This window comes from Methylovirgula sp. 4M-Z18, from assembly GCF_037890675.1.
Lineage (GTDB): Bacteria > Pseudomonadota > Alphaproteobacteria > Rhizobiales > Beijerinckiaceae > 4M-Z18.
The window spans coordinates 3178755-3200801 of the sequence record NZ_CP149574.1 but is presented as its reverse complement, the minus strand read 5'-3'; the positions used below and the strand labels follow the sequence as shown (position 1 = coordinate 3200801).

The window sequence follows — 22047 nt, the reverse complement described above, 5'->3', positions numbered from 1 at the left end:
CTGCGAGGTTGCCGTGATCCTTATTGATCGCGCGTGCCTCGCAGCCTCGTGATTTGGCTTGAGCGGCGTTTCTCAACTACATTCGCGCTTATAGATTTGAGGAGAATGTCATGTTGATCAAGCGCCGGAAGGGCTGGGAAATCCCTGAGCATCTTGCAACGCCGGAGGCGCTCTTTCTCAACCGCCGCGCCGTGCTTTCGGGTGCCGCGGCGCTGGCGGGCGCGGCGGTCTGGCCGCAATGGGCTGCGGCCGATGCCGATCCGACTGCCTCGCTCTATCCGGCCAAACGCAACGAGACCTACAAGCTCGACCGCGACATCACGCCCGAGGACGTGAACGGCAAATACAACAATTTCTATGAATTCGGCTTCACCAAGGACATCTATCGCACCGTCGACAGTCTGAAGACGCGGCCTTGGACGGTCGCCGTCGACGGGATGGTCGAGGACAAGAAGACCTATGGCATCGACGATCTCATCAAGGCTATGCCGCTCGAGGAGCGTCTGTACCGCCACCGCTGCGTCGAGGCCTGGGGCATGGCGGTGCCATGGACGGGCTTTCCGCTGAGCGCGCTCATCGCCAAGGCCAAACCGCTCTCCTCGGCGAAATATGTCCGCTTCGAAACTTTCCTAGATGCGAAAATGGCGCCGACCCAGCGCCAGACCTGGTATCCCTGGCCCTATGTCGAAGGCCTCACCATGGCCGAGGCGATGAACGATCTCACCTTCATGGTGACCGGCGCCTATGGCAAGCCGTTGCCGAAGCCGCATGGCGCGCCGTTGCGGCTCGCGACCCCGTGGAAATACGGGTTCAAGTCAATCAAGTCGATCGTCAAGATCACTTTTACCGACGAGCGGCCAGTGAGTTATTGGGAGACGCTGCAATCGTCCGAATATGGCTTCTGGGCCAATGTGAACCCGAAAGTGCCGCATCCGCGCTGGAGCCAGGCGACCGAAGAGGTTTTGGGGACTGGCCAGCGCGTGCCGACGCTTCTGTTCAACGGCTACGGGGATTACGTGGCCGACCTCTACAAGGGCTTGGAAGGCCAGCCTCTGTATATGTGAGGTAAGGGGCGAAAGGACCGAAGCCTTCCATGTCGCAGTCCGCTCAAAGCGCTTTGTTTTCAAAAAAGAGGCCGGACACAAGGTCCGGCCAAACCCTTCTAGGGTTCTGAGGGGAACGGTGAGAAACGTGGCGGCCTTGGGGGGCAAGGACGCCAACTCCTTCATCAACCAGGGCCTACTTTGACGGCAAAGTGCCCATGCGACAACCCAAGACTTCGCATGGGAGCCATGCTTGGGGTGATGCGTAAAGGACGAACGTTTCCAGCATCTTAGTCCAAGACTAATAGTGCCAACGCTGCGCATTGGTGACCAAAAAGTCCCGGAAAACCTGGACACGCGCGACATTCTTCATCTCTTCCGGATAGACGAGATAACAGTCGAGCTCAGGCATTTCGGCCTGGGGCAACACGCGCACCAAACCGGTTTCAATTTCGGCGAGATAGTCCGGCAGAACGGCGACGCCGACGCCGCTTTTCACCGAATTGAGGATCGCGTTGATATTGTTGACCGTCACGCTGGTGGGACGCGGATTCTTCGCATCTCGGCCGGCGATGGGGAGCGAGTTGATATTGTTGAGATAGCTCGACCCGCTCGATCCAAACGCGATGATCCGGTGGTGATCGAGGTCTTCGAGGGTGCGCGGATGCCCGTGCCGCTTCAAATATTCGGGCGAGGCGAAGGCATGGAAATGCATGGTGAACAGGCGGCGCTGGATGAGATCAGGCTGCACCGGCTGGCGCAGCCGCAAGGCGACATCCGCCTCGCGCATGCCAAGATCGAGCTCGTCATCGGTCAGAATGACTTGCAGCTTGATTTCCGGATAGAGCTCCAGGAACTCGCCGAGGCGCGGCGTGAGCCAATTGGCGCCGATGCCGGTCGTCGTCGTCACCCGCAATTCGCCATGCGGCTTCTCGCGCGAGTCGCTGAGACGCGTGCGCGCCGCCTCGAGCTTCAGCATGACGTCCTTGACCGTGCGGAACAGCAATTCGCCCTGTTCCGTCAAAATCAGGCCGCGGGCGTGGCGGTGAAACAGCGGTACGTCGAGATCGTGCTCCAGAGCGCCGACCTGGCGGCTGACTGCTGACTGGCTCAGGCCAAGCGCCTCACCGGCGTGCGTAAACGAGCCCGCATCGGCCGCGGCCTGAAAAACCCGCAATTTGTCCCAGTCCACCTCAGACCTCCTTTACCGGATCGTCCGTGTTGCCGTGATCAGGCGCGGGCGCAATAGCTCCCCGCTTGACGATCCGCTCACGTTCCCCTTCGCTCTACTCCGCTGCAGCCGCTTGACTCAAAAGCTGGGTGGAGAGCCAGCGCTCGGCTTCGAGCGCGGCCATACAGCCCATGCCGGCAGCAGTCACTGCTTGGCGGTAGATATCGTCCGTCACATCGCCGGCCGCAAAAACTCCAGGCACATTGGTGGCCGTGGAATCGGGGGCGGTACGAATATAGCCGTTCGGCTTCATCTCGATTTGTCCGGCGAACAGGTCCGCCGCCGGCTGGTGGCCGATGGCGACGAACACGCCGTCGGTCTTCACCTCGGAGACCTGGCCGGTCTTCACATTCTTCAAGCGCACATGGGTTACGCCGGCCGGCGTGCCGCCGCCGCAGATTTCCTCGACGGCGCTATCCCAGATGACGTTGACATTCGGCGTCTTGAACAGCCGCTCCTGCAGGATCCGCTCGGCCCGGAAACCGTCGCGGCGATGCACGACCGTCACCTTGCGGGCGAGATGCGACAGATACAAAGCTTCTTCGACGGCCGAATTGCCGCCGCCGACGACGACCACATCCTTGCCGCGATAGAAGAAGCCGTCGCAGGTGGCGCAGGCCGACACGCCGTAGCCCTTGAACGTCTCTTCGCTCGGCAGTCCCAGCCATTTGGCCTTGGCGCCGGTGGCGATCACGAGCGTGTCGCACGTATAGGTCTTGCCGCTGTCGCCGACGAGATGGAACGGCCGGCGCGACAGGTCGACGGCGGTGATATGGTCCGAGACCATTTTGGTGCCGACATGCTCGGCCTGGGCCTTCATCTGCTCCATCAGCCAGGGGCCCTGGATGGCGCTCGCAAAGCCCGGATAATTCTCCACATCCGTGGTGATCATCAATTGGCCGCCCGGCTCGAAGCCGGCGATCATGACCGGCTCCAGCATGGCGCGCGCCGCGTAGATCGCCGCTGTATAGCCGGCCGGGCCAGAGCCGATGATGATCATCCTAGCATGTAAGCTCATGTCAGTTTGTGCGATGGACACAAAAAGCTCCAAATTTGTCGGGTACATAAAAAGGCCGTTGGGATTGAATCAGAATGGGCCAACGGCAAAGCTATGCAAATTTATAATAACTGTAACGCGGTTCGACAAGGTTTGTGTAGAAAAATGACTGATTCGCTTGTGGATCGCCGCCCAGCTCAGACTCCTTCTAAACGGGACAAAATGATTGTGCCGGACGGGTGGCTCGTGTCATATGCAACCAATTCCTGAGAAATCCGCTGAAAAACAGTGCAATGAGGTGCGACCCTAGATGACTGCTTCTGCTCAAGATGTCGTGAAGACGTTCCGCCAATCCCTCGACGCGCGCGCGGCTTTCGAGGTGCCTTACCGCCATTATACGATCTCCAGGGCGCTGCCGGCCGATGTCATCACGGAACTGAACACGCTGCCGTTCAAGGCGCCGGGGCTCGAAGGTGTTTCCGGCCGGCGCGAATTGCACAACAACACGCGCTCCTATTTCGACGTCGCCAACATGGCGAAATATCCGGTGATGCGCGCGGTCGCCGACGCGTTCCAGGACCAGAGCATCGTGAATTACATCGCCGAGCGGTTCGAGGCGCCGATCGACGACACGTTCCTGCGGCTCGAATATGCGATGGACATCGACGGCTTCTGGCTCGAGCCGCACACGGATCTCGGCGTCAAGAAATTCACCTGCCTGCTCTATCTGTCGGACGAAGCGGGGCACGAGGACCTTGGCACCGACATGTATGTGAGCAAGGAACAGCATTTCGGCCGCGCGCCCTTCGTGCCCGGCAACGCCATGATCTTCGTGCCGTCGGACAACACGTGGCACGGCTTCGAAAAGCGCGCGATCAACGGCGTGCGCAAATCGGTGATCCTGAATTACGTTACCCATGAATGGAAGGCGCGCGAACAGCTGTCGTTCCCGGAAGCTCCTGTGCGCGTGGGATAAGTTTGAATGGACCGTGGCCTCATGCGACCGGGACGGTCGCGGTCCTTTAACGCCTGGCCCGACCTGGGACCGCGACCGTTCCGGTCGCTATTCCCGTGTTCCTCCTACTTCCCGCTCTTCCACGCCGCATAGCGCTTCGCGATCGCGTCGGCGATTTCCTGCGTCGTATCGACGGAGCGGCGCGCATAGGGCTCCATCACGTTCCCTTCAAGCCGGCGGATCAAGCCTTCATCCGTCAGGCGGCGCAGATAATAATTGATCTTTTTGTAGCCGCCGCTCGGTTCGTAGACATAGAGGCTGGCCGTGGTGGTTGCCGCTTCGCCGATCATGTTGACGCTATCGGCGGTGACGAGGATGTAATCGGCATTGGCCATGATCGCGAGATAGGGGTTTTCGCCTTCTCCGGTCCATACGAAACTGAATGCGCCCTCGGGATCGGCCGCCTGCAAATTGGCGGCGATGGCCTTGACCGCGGATTTTGGCGTGCGGCGCGAGGGCGTGACCATCACGCCTTGTCCGTTTTCGATCGCGGCCAAGGCGACCGCGCAGATCCGGGCGACGTCTTGCTCTTGCAGCGAATGATGCCGGCTCATGCCGCCGATGACGAGACCGACGCGCGGTGTGGGCAGATGCGCAATGCGCTTGTCCTGAACGGCGCGGGCTGCAGCAAGGCGCTCCGGCGTCAGGCGGTGCGGCGAGGTGAGGGTCACCAGCACGTTTTCGCCGCGCACCTTGTCGTGTTCCGGCGCCCAGATGAAATCGGCGGTCTCCGGCCCGGTGCGCGGATCTTTCAGGAAAATCGTGAAGGTCTTGCCTTCCGACTTTTCGCGCACATAGCGCAAATAAGGCACCGTGCGGCGGCCCGAGGCGATGGCAATGTCGGGGAAGGGCGGGGCGAGCAGGCCATTGACCTTAGCCGTGCGGTGGCGCGGGTCGATCGGCCCCCAGGGGGCCAGCGGCGAGAAAATCGAGCGGTGGATCAATTTGCGGACCGGTTCGAGCCCGAGCGTTTCGGCAATGCCGAAACAATGCACTTCGTCGCCGATCTTACCATCAGTCAAAATCCAGGCTGTGGTTCCTTGCGGGACGAGGGAAGCGGCGGGCTTAAGCGGTTGTGACAATTGATCCATGGCCTTAAAGAAAGAGTCGCCCCGTTGAATGCGAGAGTTAGCCCCTTTAAACCTTTCGACGGTTTGCGCCAACCCTTGAGCGATACTTTGCCCGACGCCACTTTTCCTTCGCCCGCCAGCAGCCCAAAATTGGACTCCGTCGACCTGATGATCCTCGACGCGCTGCAATCGGACGGGCGCATGACCAATGTGGATCTGGCGCGCCGGGTCGGCATTTCGCCGCCGCCCTGCCTGCGCCGGGTGAGGGCGCTCGAAGAGGCTGGGGTCATCCAGGGCTACCGCGCCCTAGTCGACGCAAAATCGGTTGGCTACGGCATCGTTTCCTTTGCCTTCGTGCATCTGGAGATCCAATCGGAGCCGGAACTCGCCGCTTTCGCCGCCAGGATCAAATCCTGGAAGAATGTGCGCGAATCCTGGACCCTGTCGGGCGATATCGATTTTATCCTGAAATGTATCAGCCCGGATATGGCGGCCTTCCAGGCCTTCGTCGGTGAACTCACTGCCGTGCCGAACGTGCGCAATGTGCGCACATCGCTGGCGCTGACCAAGATCAAGGACGAGCCTTTGGCAGCGATCGATACCGCGGGGCGAGGGGATTTGCCCTGAAACGATAGGGCGTTAGCGAGGATTTCATGGTTTTTTGCGCCGGCATCTGAGTGCCGCGCCCCGCTCTCGTGCGCCGTGCGCACAAAGTGCCGTCACACCGACGTCACCGCCGCAGCCACATATTGTCCACGCAATTGCCCGTATTGATGGAGGATCGAGATGGTTGCGATCAACGATATCAGAACATTTACGACGCCGACGGGTGTCAGCGCACCGGATTCGGTGACGACGGCGGACGGCTCCTACTTTGTAGAATATGGCAACGGCGCCGACTCGACGGGCGCGGGCGGATCGAGCACGATCGTCCAATATGATAAGACCGGACAAGTCGAATATTCCTATTCGATCGCCGGCTCCGTGGATGGCCTGAAATATAATCCCTACACGGGCGAGATCTGGGCGCTGCAGAACCAGGACGGCAATTCGACGATCACGTTGATCAATCCTAAGACCCATAAGGTCTCGGCGCCGCTGAGCTTCGCCAATCCGTCCGCGTCCCGCGGCTATGACGATGTCGTCTTCGCGGGCAATCAGGTTTTCTTGAGCTACACCAACCCGGTCAATCCCGGCGATCCGACGCTGGTCGAACTTCTCAACGGCGACAATCCGAGCGGTACGCTCCTCACCACGTCGATTCTCACCGATGGCGCCACCGGTCTCGATACCGTCACCGGCAAGATCGAAACGGTGCCGCAAAGCGATCCGGACTCGTTGAAGCAGGCGCCCAATGGCGATCTCATCATGTCGAGCGGCGCCGACGGCACGATCATCGACATCCAAAATCCCGGCACAGCCAATCAGGCTGTTTCGTTCACCCCGATTCAGGGCGTGACCGCCGGCAATGCTGGTCTCGACGATGTCATCAAGCCGAGCGCAACCGCCGGGACATTCGTCTTGACCGACACCGCCACCGGCAAGGTCTATTCGTTCCACGCCACGGGCCTCAATCCCAACGATTATTATGCTTCGGTCGGGAGCCTGAAGGCGTTCGGCCAAGTCGATCCGACGACCGGCGCTTTCACGCCGCTCCTGTCAGCTACCAATGCGCCGGGCATGGACTTCAGCTCGCCGCATGGCGTCACGTTCATTCCCGACAAACATGCGGCGTCTGCGCCGCAAGTCGATTCGATCAAGACGTTCGGTGACGCGCCGAGCGGCGTGAGCGGCCTCGATTCCATCACCCAGGCCGGCAAATATATGTTCGTGGAATATGGCAACGGGGTCGATTCAACCGGGGTCATTCCGGGCGACAGCACTATCGTTCAATATGACGACAAGGGAAATTTCGTTCACGCCTACTCGATCAGCGGCTCGGTCGATGGCCTGAAATACAATCCCGAAACCGGGCTCGTCTGGGCCCTGCAAAACCAGGACGGCGACTCGTCGCTCTCCTTGATCGATCCCAAGACGCAGACCGTCACCGCGCATTTCAACTATGCCGACACGTCGGCGACGCGCGGCTATGACGACGTGGTGTTCAAGGGCGATCAAGTGTTCCTGAGCTATACGAACCCGACGGGCAATGGCGACGCGACGATCGTCAAGCTGCTCAACGGCCCGAATCCGACGCCCGGCTCTTTGCTCCAGACCACGCCCGTTTTGCTCGACGGCGCGACGGGCTATGACACCGTCACCGACCAAACCGAGGTTATTCCGCAGAGCGATCCGGATTCGCTGAAGCTTGCGAGCAATGGCGACCTGATCTTCTCGAGCAATGCCGATGGCACGATCATCGACGTGAAAAACCCTGGCACCGCAAAACAGACCGTGGACTTCACGCCGATCCAGGGCATTCCCGCCGCGTCCGTCGGCAATGCCGGGCTTGACGATGTCATCGTGCCGACGGCGACGTCCGGCACGTTCTACATTTCAGATAGCAAAGACGGTCGCGTTTTGGCCGTTCACGCGACGGGCCTCAACCCGAACGATTATTATGCTTCGGTCGGCAGCCTGAACGCTTTCGGTCAAGTCGACAAGACGACAGGGGCGTTCACGCCGCTCGTCTCGCAGGACAATGCGCCGGGCTTCACCTTCGGCTCGCCGCATGGCGTCACTTTCGTTGCGGACAAAAAATCGCAGGGCGACGATGTGTCGAGCCTCGACAGCTGGGCGTCGTTTGCCGCGACACAGCAGGGGGGAACGTTTGGGACGAACGGCGATGGTTCCTCGGTCGGCCGTTATCTTGGCGCGCAAAACGGCGATAGCCCGCTCAGTTCAATCAATGCGACGGATGCTGAGCAACTCCCGCAAATGTCGCAATGGTATCATTACAAGGGCTAGTAACAGCGGCCCGTGGCTGTCCGGGAAAATGTCCGCGATGATTGCGCGCGACCCCTTCTCCCATCGGGAGAAGGGGTTGCTCGGAATCTTGCAGACTTTCAGCGGACAGCCCTCGTCCGAGCCTGCGACGGCTTTTGGCCTTCTTATAGGTTAAAGCTTACGACCAGTCGTACACGCTTCACTCCGTTGACGACCTAGAGCTGCATCTGCCGCTTGATCCACTGGACAAAAATGTCGCACAGCGACGCGGTGCGGCGGTCTTCGTTGTCGGGCAAAAACCAGGCGCCGCCGCTGCCGGGATCCTGGCTCGCGAACAAAGGCTCGTCCGCCAGCACCTTGCCGTTTGCCGCAACGATGAGGCCGGCCCCGTCGATCCAGTCGAGTTCACCGCCGCCACCGCTATGGTCGCTGAAGGTGATCGAGTGGCCGCCGCCGGCGTAGGAGGCGAGTTGGATACTGTCGACGCGGATCACCAGAGTGGGCGCCTGTTTGTCCTGCGGGGCGAGCCGGGGTCCGAAGGCGGCGAGCGCCGACTGCTGCACCATCGGCTTTAGCCGTTCGGCATAATCGGGCAGGCCGCGCTCCGCGATCCGGGACGTATCGACGCGAATGGCGCGGAAGCGCACGCTCGCTGCTTCGGAAGGGTTGAGACGGACGGTCGCTTCGACCGGCCCCGTCGGGTTACAGGCCGAGAGCAAGGCCATCGCGCCGCCCGCCAGAAGCAAGCGCCGCGTGACAAGCAATGATTGCACCATGTTGCCTCCTGCGCCCCGGACGTTCAGATGCGGTGAAAATACGTCGTAAATGGGAAGATTTAAGGGCGCTTAGCGCGCCCCAAACTGTCATCACACGAACGTGACGTTCAGGATCTCGTAGCTCTTCCCGCCGCCCGGCGTCGTCACTTCGATCTGGTCGCCCACTCTCTTGCCGATCAGCGCTCGGGCCGTGGGCGAGGTGATCGAGACGCGGCCGGACTTCACGTCGGCCTCGCTTTCGCCGACGATCTGATAGACCTTTTCTTCCTCGGTATCCTCGTCGACCAGGGTCACGGTCGCACCGAATTTCACCGTGTCGCCGGAGAGTTTCGAGACGTCGATCACTTCGGCGCGCGACAATTTATCCTCGAGCTCGGCGATGCGGCCTTCATTCAGGCCTTGGGCTTCCTTGGCGGAATGGTATTCGGCATTTTCGGACAAATCGCCGTGCGAGCGCGCTTCGGCGATGGCTTGAATAATGCGCGGACGCTCCTCCTGCTGGCGGATCTGCAACTCCTTTATCAGCGCCGCATGTCCGTTTGCCGTCATGGGGATCTTGTCCATGAAAGTCCTCTTACAACTGCCACAAGGCGGCGAGGCATAGGCCTGCCGCCCTCTCTTAAAGAAACAAAACCCCCGCACAACACGCCAAAGTCCGGCGCATCACGGAGGGCTTTACGCGAAATAAGCCCCGTGGCGCGAGGATCGAGCGGTGTCGCTGCAGCATCCTCTACCCTTAAGGCATCCGTATAGAGTGGTATAGGTCCGCGCCCGATGCAAGCAAAAGATGGAGCGCCTCGGCCCGGCGCTCAGGCCCTTGAAAATCGGCACCGCGAGACTACATCCAAGTCTAGAAAAAGCCAGTCCGTTAAGGGACTTGGCACCTCGGGCCTTCTAGTGGAGGAGGTCGTCATGAAAGGAACTGGTTGGACCAGGGAAACGCTCTTCGACATCGTGATGCTGGCGCTTGGAATATTCTTGTTCCTGTCGCCTTCGATCTTCGGCTACGCCGCCCTGGCGGCCGCCGCGTGGAGCGCCTGGATCAGTGGCTTGGTCATCATCGTTCTCGCTTTTGCCGCCCTTGCAGCCTTCGCCGAATGGGAAGAATGGCTCGCATTCGTGGTGGGCATATGGGTCGCGGTGTCGCCTTGGCTCCTCGGCTTTACCACTTATCCGGCAGCCATGAATCTGCATCTGCTCGTCGGCGTCGCGGTGATGGTGGTTTCGGCCGCCTATATCTGGATGGTGCATCACGAACCGCCGCGGATAGCAGCGTAAATATGCGGAGGGCCCGGATGAAGGTTCGGGCTCTGCGCATGATTTGATCTGAAGATTTTTGGCCCCGAAAGTTGCGTGCCTTTGCGGGGGGATTAGTTTTGTGCGCGCTTACGGCAGTTTCAACAGCGGCCGCAGCTTCAAGCCGATGAAGCTGCCGACGAAGGCCGCCGCGACCCAGAGCCAGGCCGAGAGGCTGCCCGAGGCGAGGGCCGAGAAATAGGCGCCGATGTTGCAGCCGTTGGACAGGCGCGCGCCATAGCCCATCAGTAGACCGCCGGCGGCGGCGCCGATCCAGGCGCGGCTCGAGGCTTGGTTGATTCCGCGCCATTCGAACCGCATGGACAGGCCAGCGGCCAAGGCGGCGCCGAGGATGATGCCGAAATCCATCACGCTCGTGATGTCGGTAAAGATGCTGTTGGTCAGCGCCTGGGGATGGGCCTTCCAATAGACCCATTGGGCCGGATCGAGGCCGATCGCGGCAGCCATTTTCGAGCCCCACAGCGCGAAGCCGGACGTTTCGCCCCACGGCCGGCCGGCAAGGACCAGCGTGGTCGCGTTCAGCACGGCGAGGGCGAGCGCGCCCCAGAACAGGGTCCAGGGCCGGCGCAGGGCCGCCAAGACGCCGCCGGACGGAGCCGCCGGTCGGGCAGATGCGTCGGTGCGCGGCGCCGGGATGAGATAGATCAGCGCGCCGAAAATCAGGAGATGGACGGCGAGCGCCACGGGCCAGCCGAGGAAGTCCTGGGTGCTCGCCGCGGGAAGCCCCGGCAAAGAGCGCCAGAAGCCGATATGGGCGGCGCCAAAGGCTGAGCCAACGACGAAAAACGCCAGGGTCAGGAGCAAACGCAGATTGCCGCCGCCGAGGGCGAACAGAGTGCCGGAGGCGCAGCCGCCGCCGATCTGCATGCCGATCCCGAACATCACGGCGCCGACGACGAAGGACACGCCGATGGGATCGATATTACCGCGCAGCGGAAAGCCGAAAATCTCTCCCTGGGCGATGAGCGGGAAGAAAATGATGCTCGAGACCGCCAGCGCATAGGCCTGGGCGCGGAAACCGCCGAAATCCCGCCGCTCCAAAGCCGCCCGGAAGCTGCCGGCAAAGCCGAAGGTCGATTGGAACAGGACATAGCCGATGCCGGCGCCGGTCAGAGCGAGCGTCGTCACCCGCCAGGAATTGCTGTAATAGGCGGTCGCCGCCAGCAGCAGTACGAGCAGGGCGAACGCGGCCCAACTCACTCGGTTCTGGCTGTTCTGGACATTGAGCTCGCGTTGCGAGCCGAAGGCGGCAAGATCGGAAACGGACATCGGGATGCTCGGGGGAAAGAGATTGCCTACTATTTAGCTCTAAATACCATATTTTTCCAGAAAATTATATGATTATACACGTATAAAACGTGTAATATCTGGTCTGCGCCTTGTGATGAGCGTGATCCCTCGTAACGCCCGCTTGCCCATGATAGAGCCGAATTCCGGCTTCACCTTAGAGGGAATCGCTATGCCGGATTTTTCCACACTTATGCTTTTTGCCGCAGCGGCGCTGGTTCTGACCGCGACGCCTGGCCCCGATATGCTCCTCATTGCCTCACGCAGCGTCAGCCAAGGGCGGGCGGCGGGCTTCCTCACCTATGCCGGGATCGCACTCGGCACTTATTGCCATTCGATTGTCGCTGCGCTCGGTTTGTTACGGCTTTTCCTGACCGTGCCGATCGCCTACGAGGTCGTCAGGTTGGCCGGTTGTTTCTATCTTCTGTACTTGGCCTATAAGACGATCCGCGCGCAGAGTTCGGCTTTCGCACCTTCGTCTGGGCTCAAGCACCTATCCGGGAGGCGCATTCTCCTCGAAGGGCTTGCGACCAACCTTCTCAATCCCAAAATGGCCTTGTTCGTCCTGGCGCTCTTCCCGCAATTCGTCAATCCGAACGAGGGCTCGATGGTTCTGCAAATGGTCCTTCTGGCCAGTATCCTGAACGGCATCGGCTTCGTCGTGAATGCATTGGTCATTCTTCTTGCAAGCCATGTGCGTCACCGTCTGTCGACGCTGCGCCGCTTTCCAAACTTGCCGAAATACCTTTTGGCCTCGGTCTTCGCTGGGCTGGCTTGCCGCCTCGCGATCGGAGCGCGAAACTGACCGCACCCAAAACAATCCTGCAGCGCAGCGCGCTGCGGGATCGTTGCCGAGATAGGCTTTGATCCCTTGCGCCGCCACGACTGCACTCGGCAAAGTCGTGGAATTGCGCTTAAGATTTCAGCCGGTATCCCGTCCGGAAGATCAGCCAAAGCAGCGCGAGGCACAGCGCGATGAACACGGCGGTAAAAGCCAGACTGGCGCCAACGCCCACGTCGCCGATACCGTAGAAGCTCCAACGGAAACCGCTCACGAGGTAAACGACGGGATTGAACAGGCTGATGGTGCGCCAGGGCTGCGGCAGCATGTCGATCGAGTAGAAGGCGCCGCCGAGGAAGGTCAGGGGAGTGATGACCAGGGCTGGAATGATGGCGATCTGCTCGAAGCCCTCGGCCCAAATGCCGACGATAAAGCCGAAGAGGCTGAAGGCGATCGACGTCAGCACCATGAACGCCAGCATCCAAAACGGATGCAGGATGGTCACGGGCACGAAGAAGGTCGCGGTCAACAAAATGATCAGCGCCAACATGACGGATTTGGTTGCCGCCGCGCCGACATAGGCAAGGACCGCCTCGACAAAAGAGAGTGGCGCCGACAGAAGCTCGAAAATGGTTTTCGTGAATTTGGGGAAGTAGATCCCGATCGAGGCATTGGAAATGCTTTGGGTCAGGATCGTGAGCATGATGAGGCCGGGCACGATGAAAGCACCGTAGCCGATCCCGCCAACCTGCTGCATGCGGGAGCCGATCGCGCCGCCAAAGACGATGAAGTAGAGCGCCGTGGTGATGACGGGCGTTGCGACGCTTTGCCAGATGGTGCGCCGCATGCGTTTCATTTCGGTGCGGTAGATCGCCCAGACACCGGCGATGTTGATGAGCGGCGGAGTCATGGGGTGCCCTCCAGCAGACCGACGAAAATATCTTCGAGCGAGCTTCTGGACGTGTCGAGATCCTTGAAATCGATACGCAGCTCGCGCAGTGCCCCGAGCAGTTTGGGGATGCCGGTCTCCTCGGCATTGGCATCGAAACTGTAGATGAGCTTGTGGCCATTGTCGTTGAGTTCGAGCCGCCAGGGTTTCAGTTCGGCGGGGAGGGTCTGCATCGGGTGTTGCAGCGTGAAAGTCAGCCGCCGTTTGCCGAGTTTTTGCATCAGCTTTTCGGTCTGTTCGGCCAGGATGAGGCGCCCACGGTCGATGACGCCGACGCGGTCGGACATTTCCTCGGCCTCCTCGATATAATGGGTCGTGAGGATGATGGTGACGCCTTGTTCGCGCAGGCGTCGGACGAGCGCCCACATGTCGCGGCGCAATGCGACATCGACGCCGGCGGTCGGTTCATCGAGAAACACGATCTCCGGCTCGTGGCTCAACGCCTTCGCGATCATCACCCGCCGTTTCATGCCGCCGGAGAGTTCGATGATGCGGCTGTCGCGCTTATCCCAAAGCGAGAGATCGCGCAGCAGGCGCTCGATATAAGTTGGGTTCGGTCCGAGGCCGAACAATCCGCGGCTGAAGCAGGTCGTGTCCCATACGGTGGCGAAAATATCGAGGGCGATTTCCTGCGGCACCAGACCGATCATCGTGCGTGCCGCCCGATAGCTGCGGATGTTGTCGTGGCCGTTGACGAGCACTTGGCCCGAGGTCATGGAAACGGTGCCGCAGATGATACTGATGAGGGTCGTCTTGCCAGCGCCGTTGGGGCCAAGCAGCGCGAATATCTCACCCTTCTCGATGTCGAGATTGATGGTTTCCAGAGCGGTGACGCCGGTTTTGTAGCGCTTGGTCACCGCGGAAACCGATATAACGGGCGGCATGCATGCTCCTCCTGGCGTCAGGACCTAAATCATAGGGCGGTATGGGCCTCTTATCGATCAAATCATCCAAAATAGTCGCGCATCCCTGCTCCCCGCACAGAACTCGGGCTTGCCCGAGTTCAGCATCAAACATGCACAAACCGGATATACCCGGTTTGTGAACGGGGAGAAGGGTAAGCGCCGCGACGTCACCTCACCCAAAATAATCCTGCAGGGCGCGCACTTCGAGATCGCCGCCGAGATAGGCCTTGATCCCTTGCGCCGCCGCCACCGCGCCCGACAAGGTGGTGTAATAGGGCACTTTGTGCAGCAGCGCCGCACGGCGCAGCGCACGGCTGTCGGCGAGGGCTTGCGCGCCTTCGGTCGTGTTGAACACGAGCTGGATCGAGCCGTTCTTGATCGCGTCGACAATATGCGGGCGGCCTTCCGAGACCTTGTTGATCTTGGTCGCGGCGACGCCTTGCGCTTTCAGGAAGCGCGCCGTGCCGGAGGTGGCGATGATCTTGAAGCCCAGCGTCTCAAGCAGTTTCGCGGTCGGCATGATGCGTTCCTTGTCGGCATCCTTGACCGAGACGAACACCGTGCCGGCTTTCGGCACCGACGTGCCGCCGCCGAGCTGGCTCTTGGCGAAGGCGATCGCGAAGGAACGGTCGAGGCCGATTACCTCGCCGGTCGAGCGCATCTCGGGCCCAAGCACCGTATCGACGCCGGGGAAGCGCGCGAAGGGGAAGACGGCTTCCTTCACGCCGACATGATCGAAGTTCTTCGGCTTCAGGTTGAAGCTCGCAAGAGATTCGCCCGCCATGATGCGCGACGCGATTTTCGCGACCGGCTCGCCGATCACCTTGGCGACGAAGGGCACGGTGCGCGACGCACGCGGATTGACCTCTAACACATAGATCTCGCCGTCTTTCAGTGCATATTGCACATTCATCAGGCCGCCGACATGCAGCGCCAGCGCGAGTTTCTTCGTCTGTTCTTCGAGCTTGGCAAGCGTTGCGGCATCGAGCGAATGCGGCGGCAAGGAACAGGCGGAATCGCCCGAGTGAATACCGGCTTCCTCGATATGCTCCATGATGCCGGCAACATAGACATCCTTGCCGTCGCACAAAGCATCGACATCGACTTCTGTCGCATCCGACAGATAGCGGTCGAACAGCAGCGGATTCTTGCCGAGCACCGTGTTGATCTGGCCGGTCTTGTCGTTGGGATAGCGCGCCTTGACATCCGAAGGGATGAGGCTCGGCAACGTGCCGAGCAGGTAATCCTCGAACGCGCTTTCGTCGCGGATGATCGCCATGGCGCGGCCGCCGAGCACATAGGATGGGCGCACCACCAGCGGAAGACCGAGATCCGCGGCGATCAGGCGCGATTGCTCGACCGAATAGGCGATGCCATTCTTCGGCTGCTTGAGGCTGAGCTTGTCGAGCAGGCGCTTGAAGCGGTCGCGGTCTTCGGCAAGATCGATCATATCGGGCGAGGTACCGAGGATCGGAATGCCGGCGCGTTCCAGCGCATGGGCGAGTTTCAGCGGCGTCTGGCCACCGAACTGCACGATCACGCCCTTGAGCGTGCCTGCCTGTTGCTCGGTGGTGAGAATTTCGAGCACGTCCTCAACGGTCAGCGGTTCGAAATAGAGCCGGTCGGACGTGTCGTAATCGGTCGAGACGGTCTCGGGATTGCAATTGACCATGATCGTCTCATAGCCCGCTTCCGACAGCGCGAAACACGCATGGCAGCAGCAATAGTCGAACTCGATGCCCTGGCCGATGCGGTTCGGCCCGCCGCCCAGGATCACGACCTTCTCGCGTGTCGAAGGGCGCGCTTCATCAGCGGGAACGCCGGCAAACGGCGTCTCGTAAGTCGAGTACATATAGGCAGTGGGCGAGGCGAATTCCGCCGCGCAGGTGTCGATGCGCTTGAAGACCGGGCGCACGTCGAGCGCATGGCGGACGCTACGCACATCCGCCTCCGATTGGCCGCTCAGCACCGCGAGGCGGGCGTCCGAAAAGCCGTTGGCTTTCAGCAGCCGCAGGTTTTTCGCGTCCTTTGGCAGGCCGTGCGCGCGGACGCGGTTTTCGAGATCGATGATCTCCTGAATCCGCTCGATGAACCACAGATCGATCTTGCACACCTCATGTGCTTCCGCATGGCTCATGCCGAGGCGCAGGGCCTGGCCGAGCTTCAACAGGCGGTCCGGCGTCGGCGTGCCGAGTGCGGCGCGGATGACGTTGCGGTCGTCGCCCTGGCCAAGACCCTCAATCTCGATCTCGTCGAGCCCATCGAGTCCGGTCTCCAGCGAGCGCAAGGCCTTCTGCAGGCTTTCGTTGAAGGTGCGGCCGATCGCCATGGCCTCGCCGACCGATTTCATCGCGGTGGTGAGGGTCGGCTCGGCGCCGGGGAATTTTTCGAAGGCGAAGCGCGGGATCTTGGTGACGATATAATCGATGGTCGGCTCGAACGAGGCCGGCGTCGCACCGCCGGTGATGTCGTTCTTGATCTCGTCGAGCGTGTAGCCGACGGCGAGTTTCGCCGCGACCTTGGCGATCGGGAAGCCGGTGGCTTTGGAGGCCAGCGCCGAGGAGCGCGACACGCGCGGGTTCATCTCGATCACGATCATCCGCCCGTTTTCCGGGTTGATCGCGAATTGCACATTCGAGCCGCCTGTCTCGACGCCGATCTCGCGCAGCACGGCGAGCGAGGCGTTGCGCATGATCTGGTATTCTTTGTCGGTCAGGGTCAGCGCCGGAGCGATAGTGATCGAATCGCCGGTGTGCACGCCCATCGGATCGATGTTTTCGATCGAGCAGACGATGATGCAATTGTCGGCTTTATCGCGCACCACCTCCATCTCGAATTCTTTCCAGCCGAGCACGCTTTCCTCGATCAAAACTTCCGAGGTCGGCGAGGCGTCGATGCCACGCTCCACGATGTCGATGAATTCGCCCTTGTTGTAGGCGATGCCGCCGCCCGTGCCACCCATGGTGAAGGAGGGGCGGATGATCGCCGGCAGACCGATGTCCTCGAGCGCCTCGAGCGCCTGACTGAGCGTCTTCACATGGTGCGAGCGTGGCGTGTCGAGGCCGATCTTGGTCATGGCCTCGCGAAACAACTCGCGGTCTTCCGCCTTGTCGATGGCCTCTGCCGTCGCGCCGATCAGTTCGACATCGAATTTTTCCAGCGTGCCCATCTTTTTGAGCGACAAGGCGCAGTTCAGCGCCGTCTGGCCGCCCATGGTCGGCAGCAGAGCGAAACCGCCCGGATGCGCGTAGCGCTCCTTTTCGATGATCTTGGTCACGACTTCCGGCGTGATCGGCTCGACATAGGTGCGGTGCGCCATGTCCGGATCGGTCATGATGGTCGCCGGATTCGAATTGACGAGGACGATACGGTAGCCTTCCTCCTTCAGCGCCTTGACCGCCTGGGTGCCGGAATAATCAAATTCACAGGCTTGGCCGATAACGATCGGGCCGGCGCCAATGATCATGATCGTTGAAATATCTGTCCTTTTCGGCATCATATCCTCGCCGCCCACATGCTGCAGGCACAAAAAAAGGCCGCGCTGGCCCAAAGGGCCGGGCGCGTCCGTGGCGATACCCGAGAAAAGCAGGAGCTGGAGACGCCCAGCCAGAAAGTCGCGGGTTAGTAGCGCAGAATCGGAGCGGGGGGAACCCCTCGTGATGCTTACGCAACAGGAAAGACATGGGGGCGACGGGCCGGCACCCAAATCGAACTGGCCCGTCGTCCGCGGATTTCCTGCTTCCATCTGATTGCAGTGCAATCATTGCAATCATTGCAATCGTCGATTAAGGTGTAGCCCGGACTATCGTGGAGGACGATGTGGCAAGTCTGACGATCCGAAATCTCGACGAAACGCTCAAGGTCCGCCTTCGCGTGACCGCCGCTCAACACGGGCGCTCGATGGAAGACGAAGCGCGGGTGATCCTGCGCGCGGCCCTGATGCCGCAGGACGAACCGCAGGAGCATGTCGCAACGACCATTCACCGGCGCTTCGCTGCTCTCGGCGGTCTGGATCTGATCGTGCCGCTGCGGACCGTGCCGCGCGATCCGCCGGACTTTTCGTCATGATGATTCTGGATACGAATGTTCTATCCGAACTCATGCGTTTGGAACCGGAGCCGCGCGTGATGCAATGGATCACTAGCCAGGCGTCGCGCATGTTGCACACGACAAGCGTCACGAAGGCAGAAATTTTGCACGGGATTGCGTTGATGCCGGACGGACGCAGAAAATACGGCTTTCTCGAATCCGCCCGGCAAATGTTCGACATGGACTTTGCCGGCCGCGTTCTGCCCTTCGACGAGGCGGCCGCCGAAGACTATGCCGAGTTCCTCAGCCGCCGGCGCAAGATCGGTCGCCTGATGAGCGCCTTCGACGCACAAATCGCGGCCATTGCCCGCAGGCATCAGGCATCCGTGGCGACACGCAATGTCGAAGATTTTGAGGGCTGCGGCTTGGCGCTCTTCAATCCTTGGGACGCTTAACAATTCAAAGGCGATCGCGTCGAATGAAAGTTTCCACAGTGCAAGTTGAGCAGCTCGCCCGCCAATTCGTTACCTATTTCGGCGCGATGCTGATCGCGCTCGCTGTTGACTACGGCTCCTACATCAGTTTGGTCAACGCCTTTACCGTGCCGCCGGTTCCGGCCTCGCTCGTGGGGGCCGTGGCGGGCGGGATCGTCGCTTATCTCGTCAACCGGGCGCATGTGTTCGACACGGAGCGCTCGCATGCCGAAGCCGGCTGGCGCTTTGCGCTCGTCGCACTCGTCGGCCTTGGCCTCACCGGCTTCTTCATGAATATCTTCATCAATCATTTGATGCTGAATTATCTCGTCGCGCGCGTGATCACGAGCGGCATCACCGTGATCTGGTCGTTTTTCGCGCACAAGCTGTGGTCATTTGGCGAGCGTTAGGGCCATTTCACGCTTGGTGGCATCGAGGACAGAATCGACTCTACATTGCCGCCGGTCTTCAGGCCGAAAATCGTGCCGCGGTCATAGAGCAGGTTGAACTCGACATAACGGCCGCGCCGCACGCATTGTTCGTCGCGCTCGGCCTCGCTCCAGGCTTTGTGCATATTGCCCTGCATGATCTCCGGATAGATCGCGAGGAAGGTTTCGCCGACATCCTTGGTGAAGGCGAAATCCTTGTCCCAGGCGCTGTTGTCCGCATCGTTCGCCGAATTGAGATAATCGTAGAAAATGCCGCCGATGCCACGCGGCTCGTTGCGATGCTTGAGGAAGAAATACTCGTCGCACCAATTCTTGAATTTCTCATACGGCGCGACATCGGCATGCCGCGCGCAAAGGGCCTGCATCGCCGCATGAAACGCCTTGGCATCCGGATCCTCCTGCACGCGGCGCGCGTTCAGCACCGGCGTTAGGTCGGCGCCGCCGCCGAACCAGGCTTTGCTGGTGACGACGAAGCGCGTGTTCATGTGCACGGTCGGGGCATGCGGATTCCAGGGATGGGCGATGAGCGAGAGGCCCGAGGCCCAGAAGCGCGGGTCCTCCTCCGCGCCGGGGATCTGCTTCGCGAATTCCGGCGCGAATGTCCCGAACACGGTCGAGGTATGGACGCCCGCCTTTTCGAACACCCGGCCCTTGAGCATGGCCATCGTGCCGCCGCCGCCCGGCGCGCCGGAATGGTCGGTCCGCTGCCAGGGGGTGCGCACGAACCGGCCGGGCGCCGTGGCGGAGGGATCGTAGGGGCCAGCGCACGCGTCTTCCAGCGCCTCGAACGCGCCGCAGATACGGACCTGCAGGGCTTCGAACCAGGCTTGGGCTTGCGATTTGCGGGTGTCGAGCAGGGTTTGGTCGGTCATGGCGCCTTTCATAAGGGATTTGCGGCGGTATGGGAGCCTTCTTTTCCCGTAAAATTGCCTTGACCCGCTTTGATGAAGATCAATCGGCGGCGATCAGGCCAGCGCGCGGACATAGAACCGGGTGTCGACCGCCATGCGCGGGAAATTGGCGGGCAGGGCCTCCGCCGTGACCTCCCGGAACCCCTGCTTCTCATAAAACCGGTGCGCGGCGTGAAATTTGTCCGTCGTGCCGAGGAAAATCTCGCGAAAGCCGCGGTCGCGCGCTTGCGCCAGCAGGTGGTCGAGCAAACGCGCGGCGATGCGGTGCGGCTGGCCGCGATAGGGCGCGGCGACGAACATTTTGCGCAGCGCGCCCTGACCCTGGCCGATATCCTTCAGCGAAATCGTCCCGACGATCCGGTCCGCGACTTTCGCCACCCAGAAATCGCCCTGGCCCGATTGGTAGAAGGTGGGGATGGCGAGCAGGTCCGGCTGGTCGGCGGCGCTGATGGCAATACCGAATTCGTCCCGCTGAATCGGCACGATCAGGTCGATGACCGCCTGTTCCTCACCGGGTTGGAAGGGCGTGATAAGGGCGGATTGGTCGGTCACGTCGGTCTCCGGCGGCAAAGGAAGCGAGACCGCTATATATGTCGGCCGGCCGGCGGCTTTTAGTCCCCCGGTGGCCGCGCCCGCATTTGCCGCACCGCCTCGCCGAGCACGATGGCGGCCGAGACGGCGACATTGAGGGAGCGCATGCCCGGCTGCATCGGAATGGTGATGCGGGCCTCGGCTGCGGCGTGCACCTCCTCGGGCACACCGGCGGATTCGCGGCCGACCAGCAGAATATCGCCCGGTTCGAAGGCGAAATCCCAGCACGGCTGCGCCGCCTTGGTGGTCAACAGTACCAGGCGCCGGCCCGCGCCGGCCCGCCAATCGGCGAAGGCGGACCAGGAGACATGCCGGTCGATTCGCACGTGGTCGAGATAATCCATGCCGGAGCGGCGAAAATGCCGGTCCGAGGTCGGAAAGCCGGCAGGCTCGATGATCGCGGCCGAGACGCCAAGACAGGCGCAAAGCCGCAGCATCGTGCCGGTGTTCTGAGCGATATCCGGCTGATACAGGGCAAGACAAAGCGGATCGGATCGGGAATCGGGTGACATCGGCCCATTCTAGCCGCACGCCGCACCCCTGTCGCCGGGCAGAAACCTAGCTGGACAAGCGCCGCGAACGATGCGATGTAGCGAAACGAAAGACGTGAGGCCGGGGGGCTTTAACGCGGTAAATTGGCATGTGCGAGAGTGGCGAAGGGTCGCATTGCCTGGCTTTCAGCCCCTCCTGTATGTCAGATTCAATGGGATTTCCCTGAGGTTTCGCATCTCAGGTCATCAAAAGAGGACTGGGAGCAAAACGTGTCCAGCGCATCCACCACCGCATCGTCGACGACACTCGAACCGACCCGTCGGGACTTTCTCTACATAGCGACCGGCGCGGTGGCTGCGGTGGGGGCGGCATCCGTCGCTTGGCCATTGATCAGTCAGATGAATCCCGATGCCGCGGTGCTCGAGGCCGGCGCGCCGACCACCATCGATATTTCCTCGGTTGCCGAAGGCGGTATCCTGACCGTGCTGTGGCGCGGCAGCCCCTGGTTCATCCGCCACCGCAGCAAGAAGGAAATCGATGAGGCGGTGAATGCGCCGTTCAACGAACTCAAGGATCCCCAGCTCGATTCCGATCGCGTGAAGCCGGGCAAGGCGCAATGGCTCGTCATCAGCGGCGTGTGCACCCATCTCGGCTGCACCCCCATCGGCCATAAGGGCCCCTATGACGGCTGGTACTGCCCGTGCCACGGGTCGATCTACGACACGTCCGGCCGCATCCGGTCCGGCCCTGCACCGAAGAACCTGCCCGTGCCGACCTATGCCTTCCTATCGGACACCAAGATCCAGCTCGGCTGAGCTTGACCGCTTTTCCTTAACCTTCGACGC

22 protein-coding genes are annotated in these 22047 nt (G+C 61.1%); 10 read left to right on the top strand and 12 right to left on the bottom strand.

Annotation, left to right across the window (positions count from 1 at the left end):
* Positions 1–110 precede the first annotated feature (110 nt).
* On the top strand, positions 111–1064 hold the full coding sequence (gene msrP / locus V9T28_RS14830; protein ID WP_116399680.1) for a protein-methionine-sulfoxide reductase catalytic subunit MsrP: 954 nt from the start codon (positions 111–113) through the stop codon (positions 1062–1064).
* Between the two features lie 280 nt (positions 1065–1344).
* Here msrP and V9T28_RS14825 read toward each other — a convergent pair whose 3' ends face one another.
* Positions 1345–2235: a LysR family transcriptional regulator gene (locus V9T28_RS14825; protein WP_116399679.1), complete on the bottom strand. Its 891-nt coding sequence runs from the start codon at positions 2233–2235 to the stop codon at positions 1345–1347.
* Between the two features lie 94 nt (positions 2236–2329).
* Positions 2330–3292 carry a thioredoxin-disulfide reductase gene (gene trxB, locus V9T28_RS14820; RefSeq protein ID WP_116399678.1) on the bottom strand — a complete coding sequence of 321 codons (963 nt, stop codon included), beginning with the start codon at positions 3290–3292 and terminating at the stop codon, positions 2330–2332.
* A gap of 289 nt (positions 3293–3581) precedes the next feature.
* Between trxB and V9T28_RS14815 the strand changes: the two genes are divergently transcribed.
* On the top strand, positions 3582–4247 hold the full coding sequence (locus V9T28_RS14815; protein WP_116399677.1) for a 2OG-Fe(II) oxygenase: 666 nt from the start codon (positions 3582–3584) through the stop codon (positions 4245–4247).
* Between the two features lie 104 nt (positions 4248–4351).
* Here the strand turns inward: V9T28_RS14815 and V9T28_RS14810 are convergent, their stop codons facing one another.
* Positions 4352–5368, bottom strand: coding sequence for a mitochondrial fission ELM1 family protein (locus V9T28_RS14810; protein WP_339071769.1), 1017 nt, complete (start codon positions 5366–5368; stop codon positions 4352–4354).
* Between the two features lie 138 nt (positions 5369–5506).
* Here V9T28_RS14810 and V9T28_RS14805 point away from each other — a divergent pair, with 138 nt between their 5' ends.
* Both V9T28_RS14805 and V9T28_RS14800 read left to right on the top strand, forming a co-directional pair.
* Positions 5507–5983, top strand: coding sequence for an Lrp/AsnC family transcriptional regulator (locus V9T28_RS14805; protein WP_281024233.1), 477 nt, complete (start codon positions 5507–5509; stop codon positions 5981–5983).
* Between the two features lie 159 nt (positions 5984–6142).
* A complete protein-coding gene (locus tag V9T28_RS14800; RefSeq protein WP_116399675.1) occupies positions 6143–8263 on the top strand; it encodes a hypothetical protein in 2121 nt (706 codons plus the stop codon).
* A 194-nt stretch (positions 8264–8457) separates the two neighbouring features.
* Here V9T28_RS14800 and V9T28_RS14795 read toward each other — a convergent pair whose 3' ends face one another.
* Positions 8458–9018 carry a hypothetical protein gene (locus tag V9T28_RS14795; protein ID WP_116399674.1) on the bottom strand — a complete coding sequence of 187 codons (561 nt, stop codon included), beginning with the start codon at positions 9016–9018 and terminating at the stop codon, positions 8458–8460.
* A 90-nt stretch (positions 9019–9108) separates the two neighbouring features.
* Positions 9109–9582 carry a transcription elongation factor GreA gene (gene greA / locus V9T28_RS14790; RefSeq protein WP_116399673.1) on the bottom strand — a complete coding sequence of 158 codons (474 nt, stop codon included), beginning with the start codon at positions 9580–9582 and terminating at the stop codon, positions 9109–9111.
* Positions 9583–9930: 348 nt separating this feature from the next.
* On the opposite strand from greA, the gene V9T28_RS14785 reads away from it, so the two are divergent.
* Positions 9931–10296 (top strand): SPW repeat protein, encoded by a 366-nt coding sequence (locus V9T28_RS14785; protein ID WP_116399672.1) that lies wholly within the window; start codon positions 9931–9933, stop codon positions 10294–10296.
* A gap of 108 nt (positions 10297–10404) precedes the next feature.
* Here the strand turns inward: V9T28_RS14785 and V9T28_RS14780 are convergent, their stop codons facing one another.
* On the bottom strand, positions 10405–11604 hold the full coding sequence (locus V9T28_RS14780; protein WP_116399671.1) for a YeeE/YedE family protein: 1200 nt from the start codon (positions 11602–11604) through the stop codon (positions 10405–10407).
* Positions 11605–11794: 190 nt separating this feature from the next.
* Here V9T28_RS14780 and V9T28_RS14775 point away from each other — a divergent pair, with 190 nt between their 5' ends.
* Entirely contained in the window at positions 11795–12427 is a 633-nt protein-coding gene (locus V9T28_RS14775) for a LysE family translocator (protein ID WP_116399670.1), read from the top strand.
* Between the two features lie 109 nt (positions 12428–12536).
* On the opposite strand, the gene V9T28_RS14770 is transcribed toward V9T28_RS14775, so the two are convergent.
* The 3 genes from V9T28_RS14770 to carB form a co-directional block, all read right to left on the bottom strand.
* Positions 12537–13298 carry an ABC transporter permease gene (locus V9T28_RS14770; protein WP_199500043.1) on the bottom strand — a complete coding sequence of 254 codons (762 nt, stop codon included), beginning with the start codon at positions 13296–13298 and terminating at the stop codon, positions 12537–12539.
* An 11-nt stretch (positions 13299–13309) separates the two neighbouring features.
* Entirely contained in the window at positions 13310–14236 is a 927-nt protein-coding gene (locus tag V9T28_RS14765) for an ABC transporter ATP-binding protein (protein WP_116399668.1), read from the bottom strand.
* Between the two features lie 193 nt (positions 14237–14429).
* A complete protein-coding gene (gene carB / locus V9T28_RS14760) occupies positions 14430–17753 on the bottom strand; it encodes a carbamoyl-phosphate synthase large subunit (RefSeq protein ID WP_116399888.1) in 3324 nt (1107 codons plus the stop codon).
* A 323-nt stretch (positions 17754–18076) separates the two neighbouring features.
* On the opposite strand from carB, the gene V9T28_RS14755 reads away from it, so the two are divergent.
* Genes V9T28_RS14755 through V9T28_RS14745 form a run of 3 tightly spaced genes read left to right on the top strand, consistent with a single transcriptional unit; the run spans position 18077 to position 19169 of the window.
* Positions 18077–18325, top strand: coding sequence for a FitA-like ribbon-helix-helix domain-containing protein (locus V9T28_RS14755; RefSeq protein WP_116399887.1), 249 nt, complete (start codon positions 18077–18079; stop codon positions 18323–18325).
* Positions 18322–18741 (top strand): type II toxin-antitoxin system VapC family toxin, encoded by a 420-nt coding sequence (locus V9T28_RS14750; protein ID WP_116399667.1) that lies wholly within the window; start codon positions 18322–18324, stop codon positions 18739–18741. The genes V9T28_RS14755 and V9T28_RS14750 overlap by 4 nt, the downstream gene beginning before the upstream one ends.
* 23 nt (positions 18742–18764) lie before the next feature.
* Positions 18765–19169: a GtrA family protein gene (locus V9T28_RS14745; RefSeq protein ID WP_116399666.1), complete on the top strand. Its 405-nt coding sequence runs from the start codon at positions 18765–18767 to the stop codon at positions 19167–19169.
* On the opposite strand, the gene hemF is transcribed toward V9T28_RS14745, so the two are convergent.
* The 3 genes from hemF to V9T28_RS14730 all read right to left on the bottom strand — a co-directional run bounded on the left by hemF (position 19166) and on the right by V9T28_RS14730 (position 21222).
* Positions 19166–20092: an oxygen-dependent coproporphyrinogen oxidase gene (hemF, locus tag V9T28_RS14740; protein ID WP_445242130.1), complete on the bottom strand. Its 927-nt coding sequence runs from the start codon at positions 20090–20092 to the stop codon at positions 19166–19168. The two genes, V9T28_RS14745 and hemF, sit on opposite strands and share 4 nt — an antisense overlap.
* A gap of 81 nt (positions 20093–20173) precedes the next feature.
* Positions 20174–20671 (bottom strand): GNAT family N-acetyltransferase, encoded by a 498-nt coding sequence (locus V9T28_RS14735; RefSeq protein WP_116399665.1) that lies wholly within the window; start codon positions 20669–20671, stop codon positions 20174–20176.
* Between the two features lie 59 nt (positions 20672–20730).
* Entirely contained in the window at positions 20731–21222 is a 492-nt protein-coding gene (locus V9T28_RS14730) for a tRNA (cytidine(34)-2'-O)-methyltransferase (RefSeq protein ID WP_116399664.1), read from the bottom strand.
* 249 nt (positions 21223–21471) lie between these two features.
* Between V9T28_RS14730 and petA the strand changes: the two genes are divergently transcribed.
* Positions 21472–22017, top strand: coding sequence for a ubiquinol-cytochrome c reductase iron-sulfur subunit (petA, locus tag V9T28_RS14725; protein ID WP_116399663.1), 546 nt, complete (start codon positions 21472–21474; stop codon positions 22015–22017).
* Positions 22018–22047: the final 30 nt, after the last annotated feature.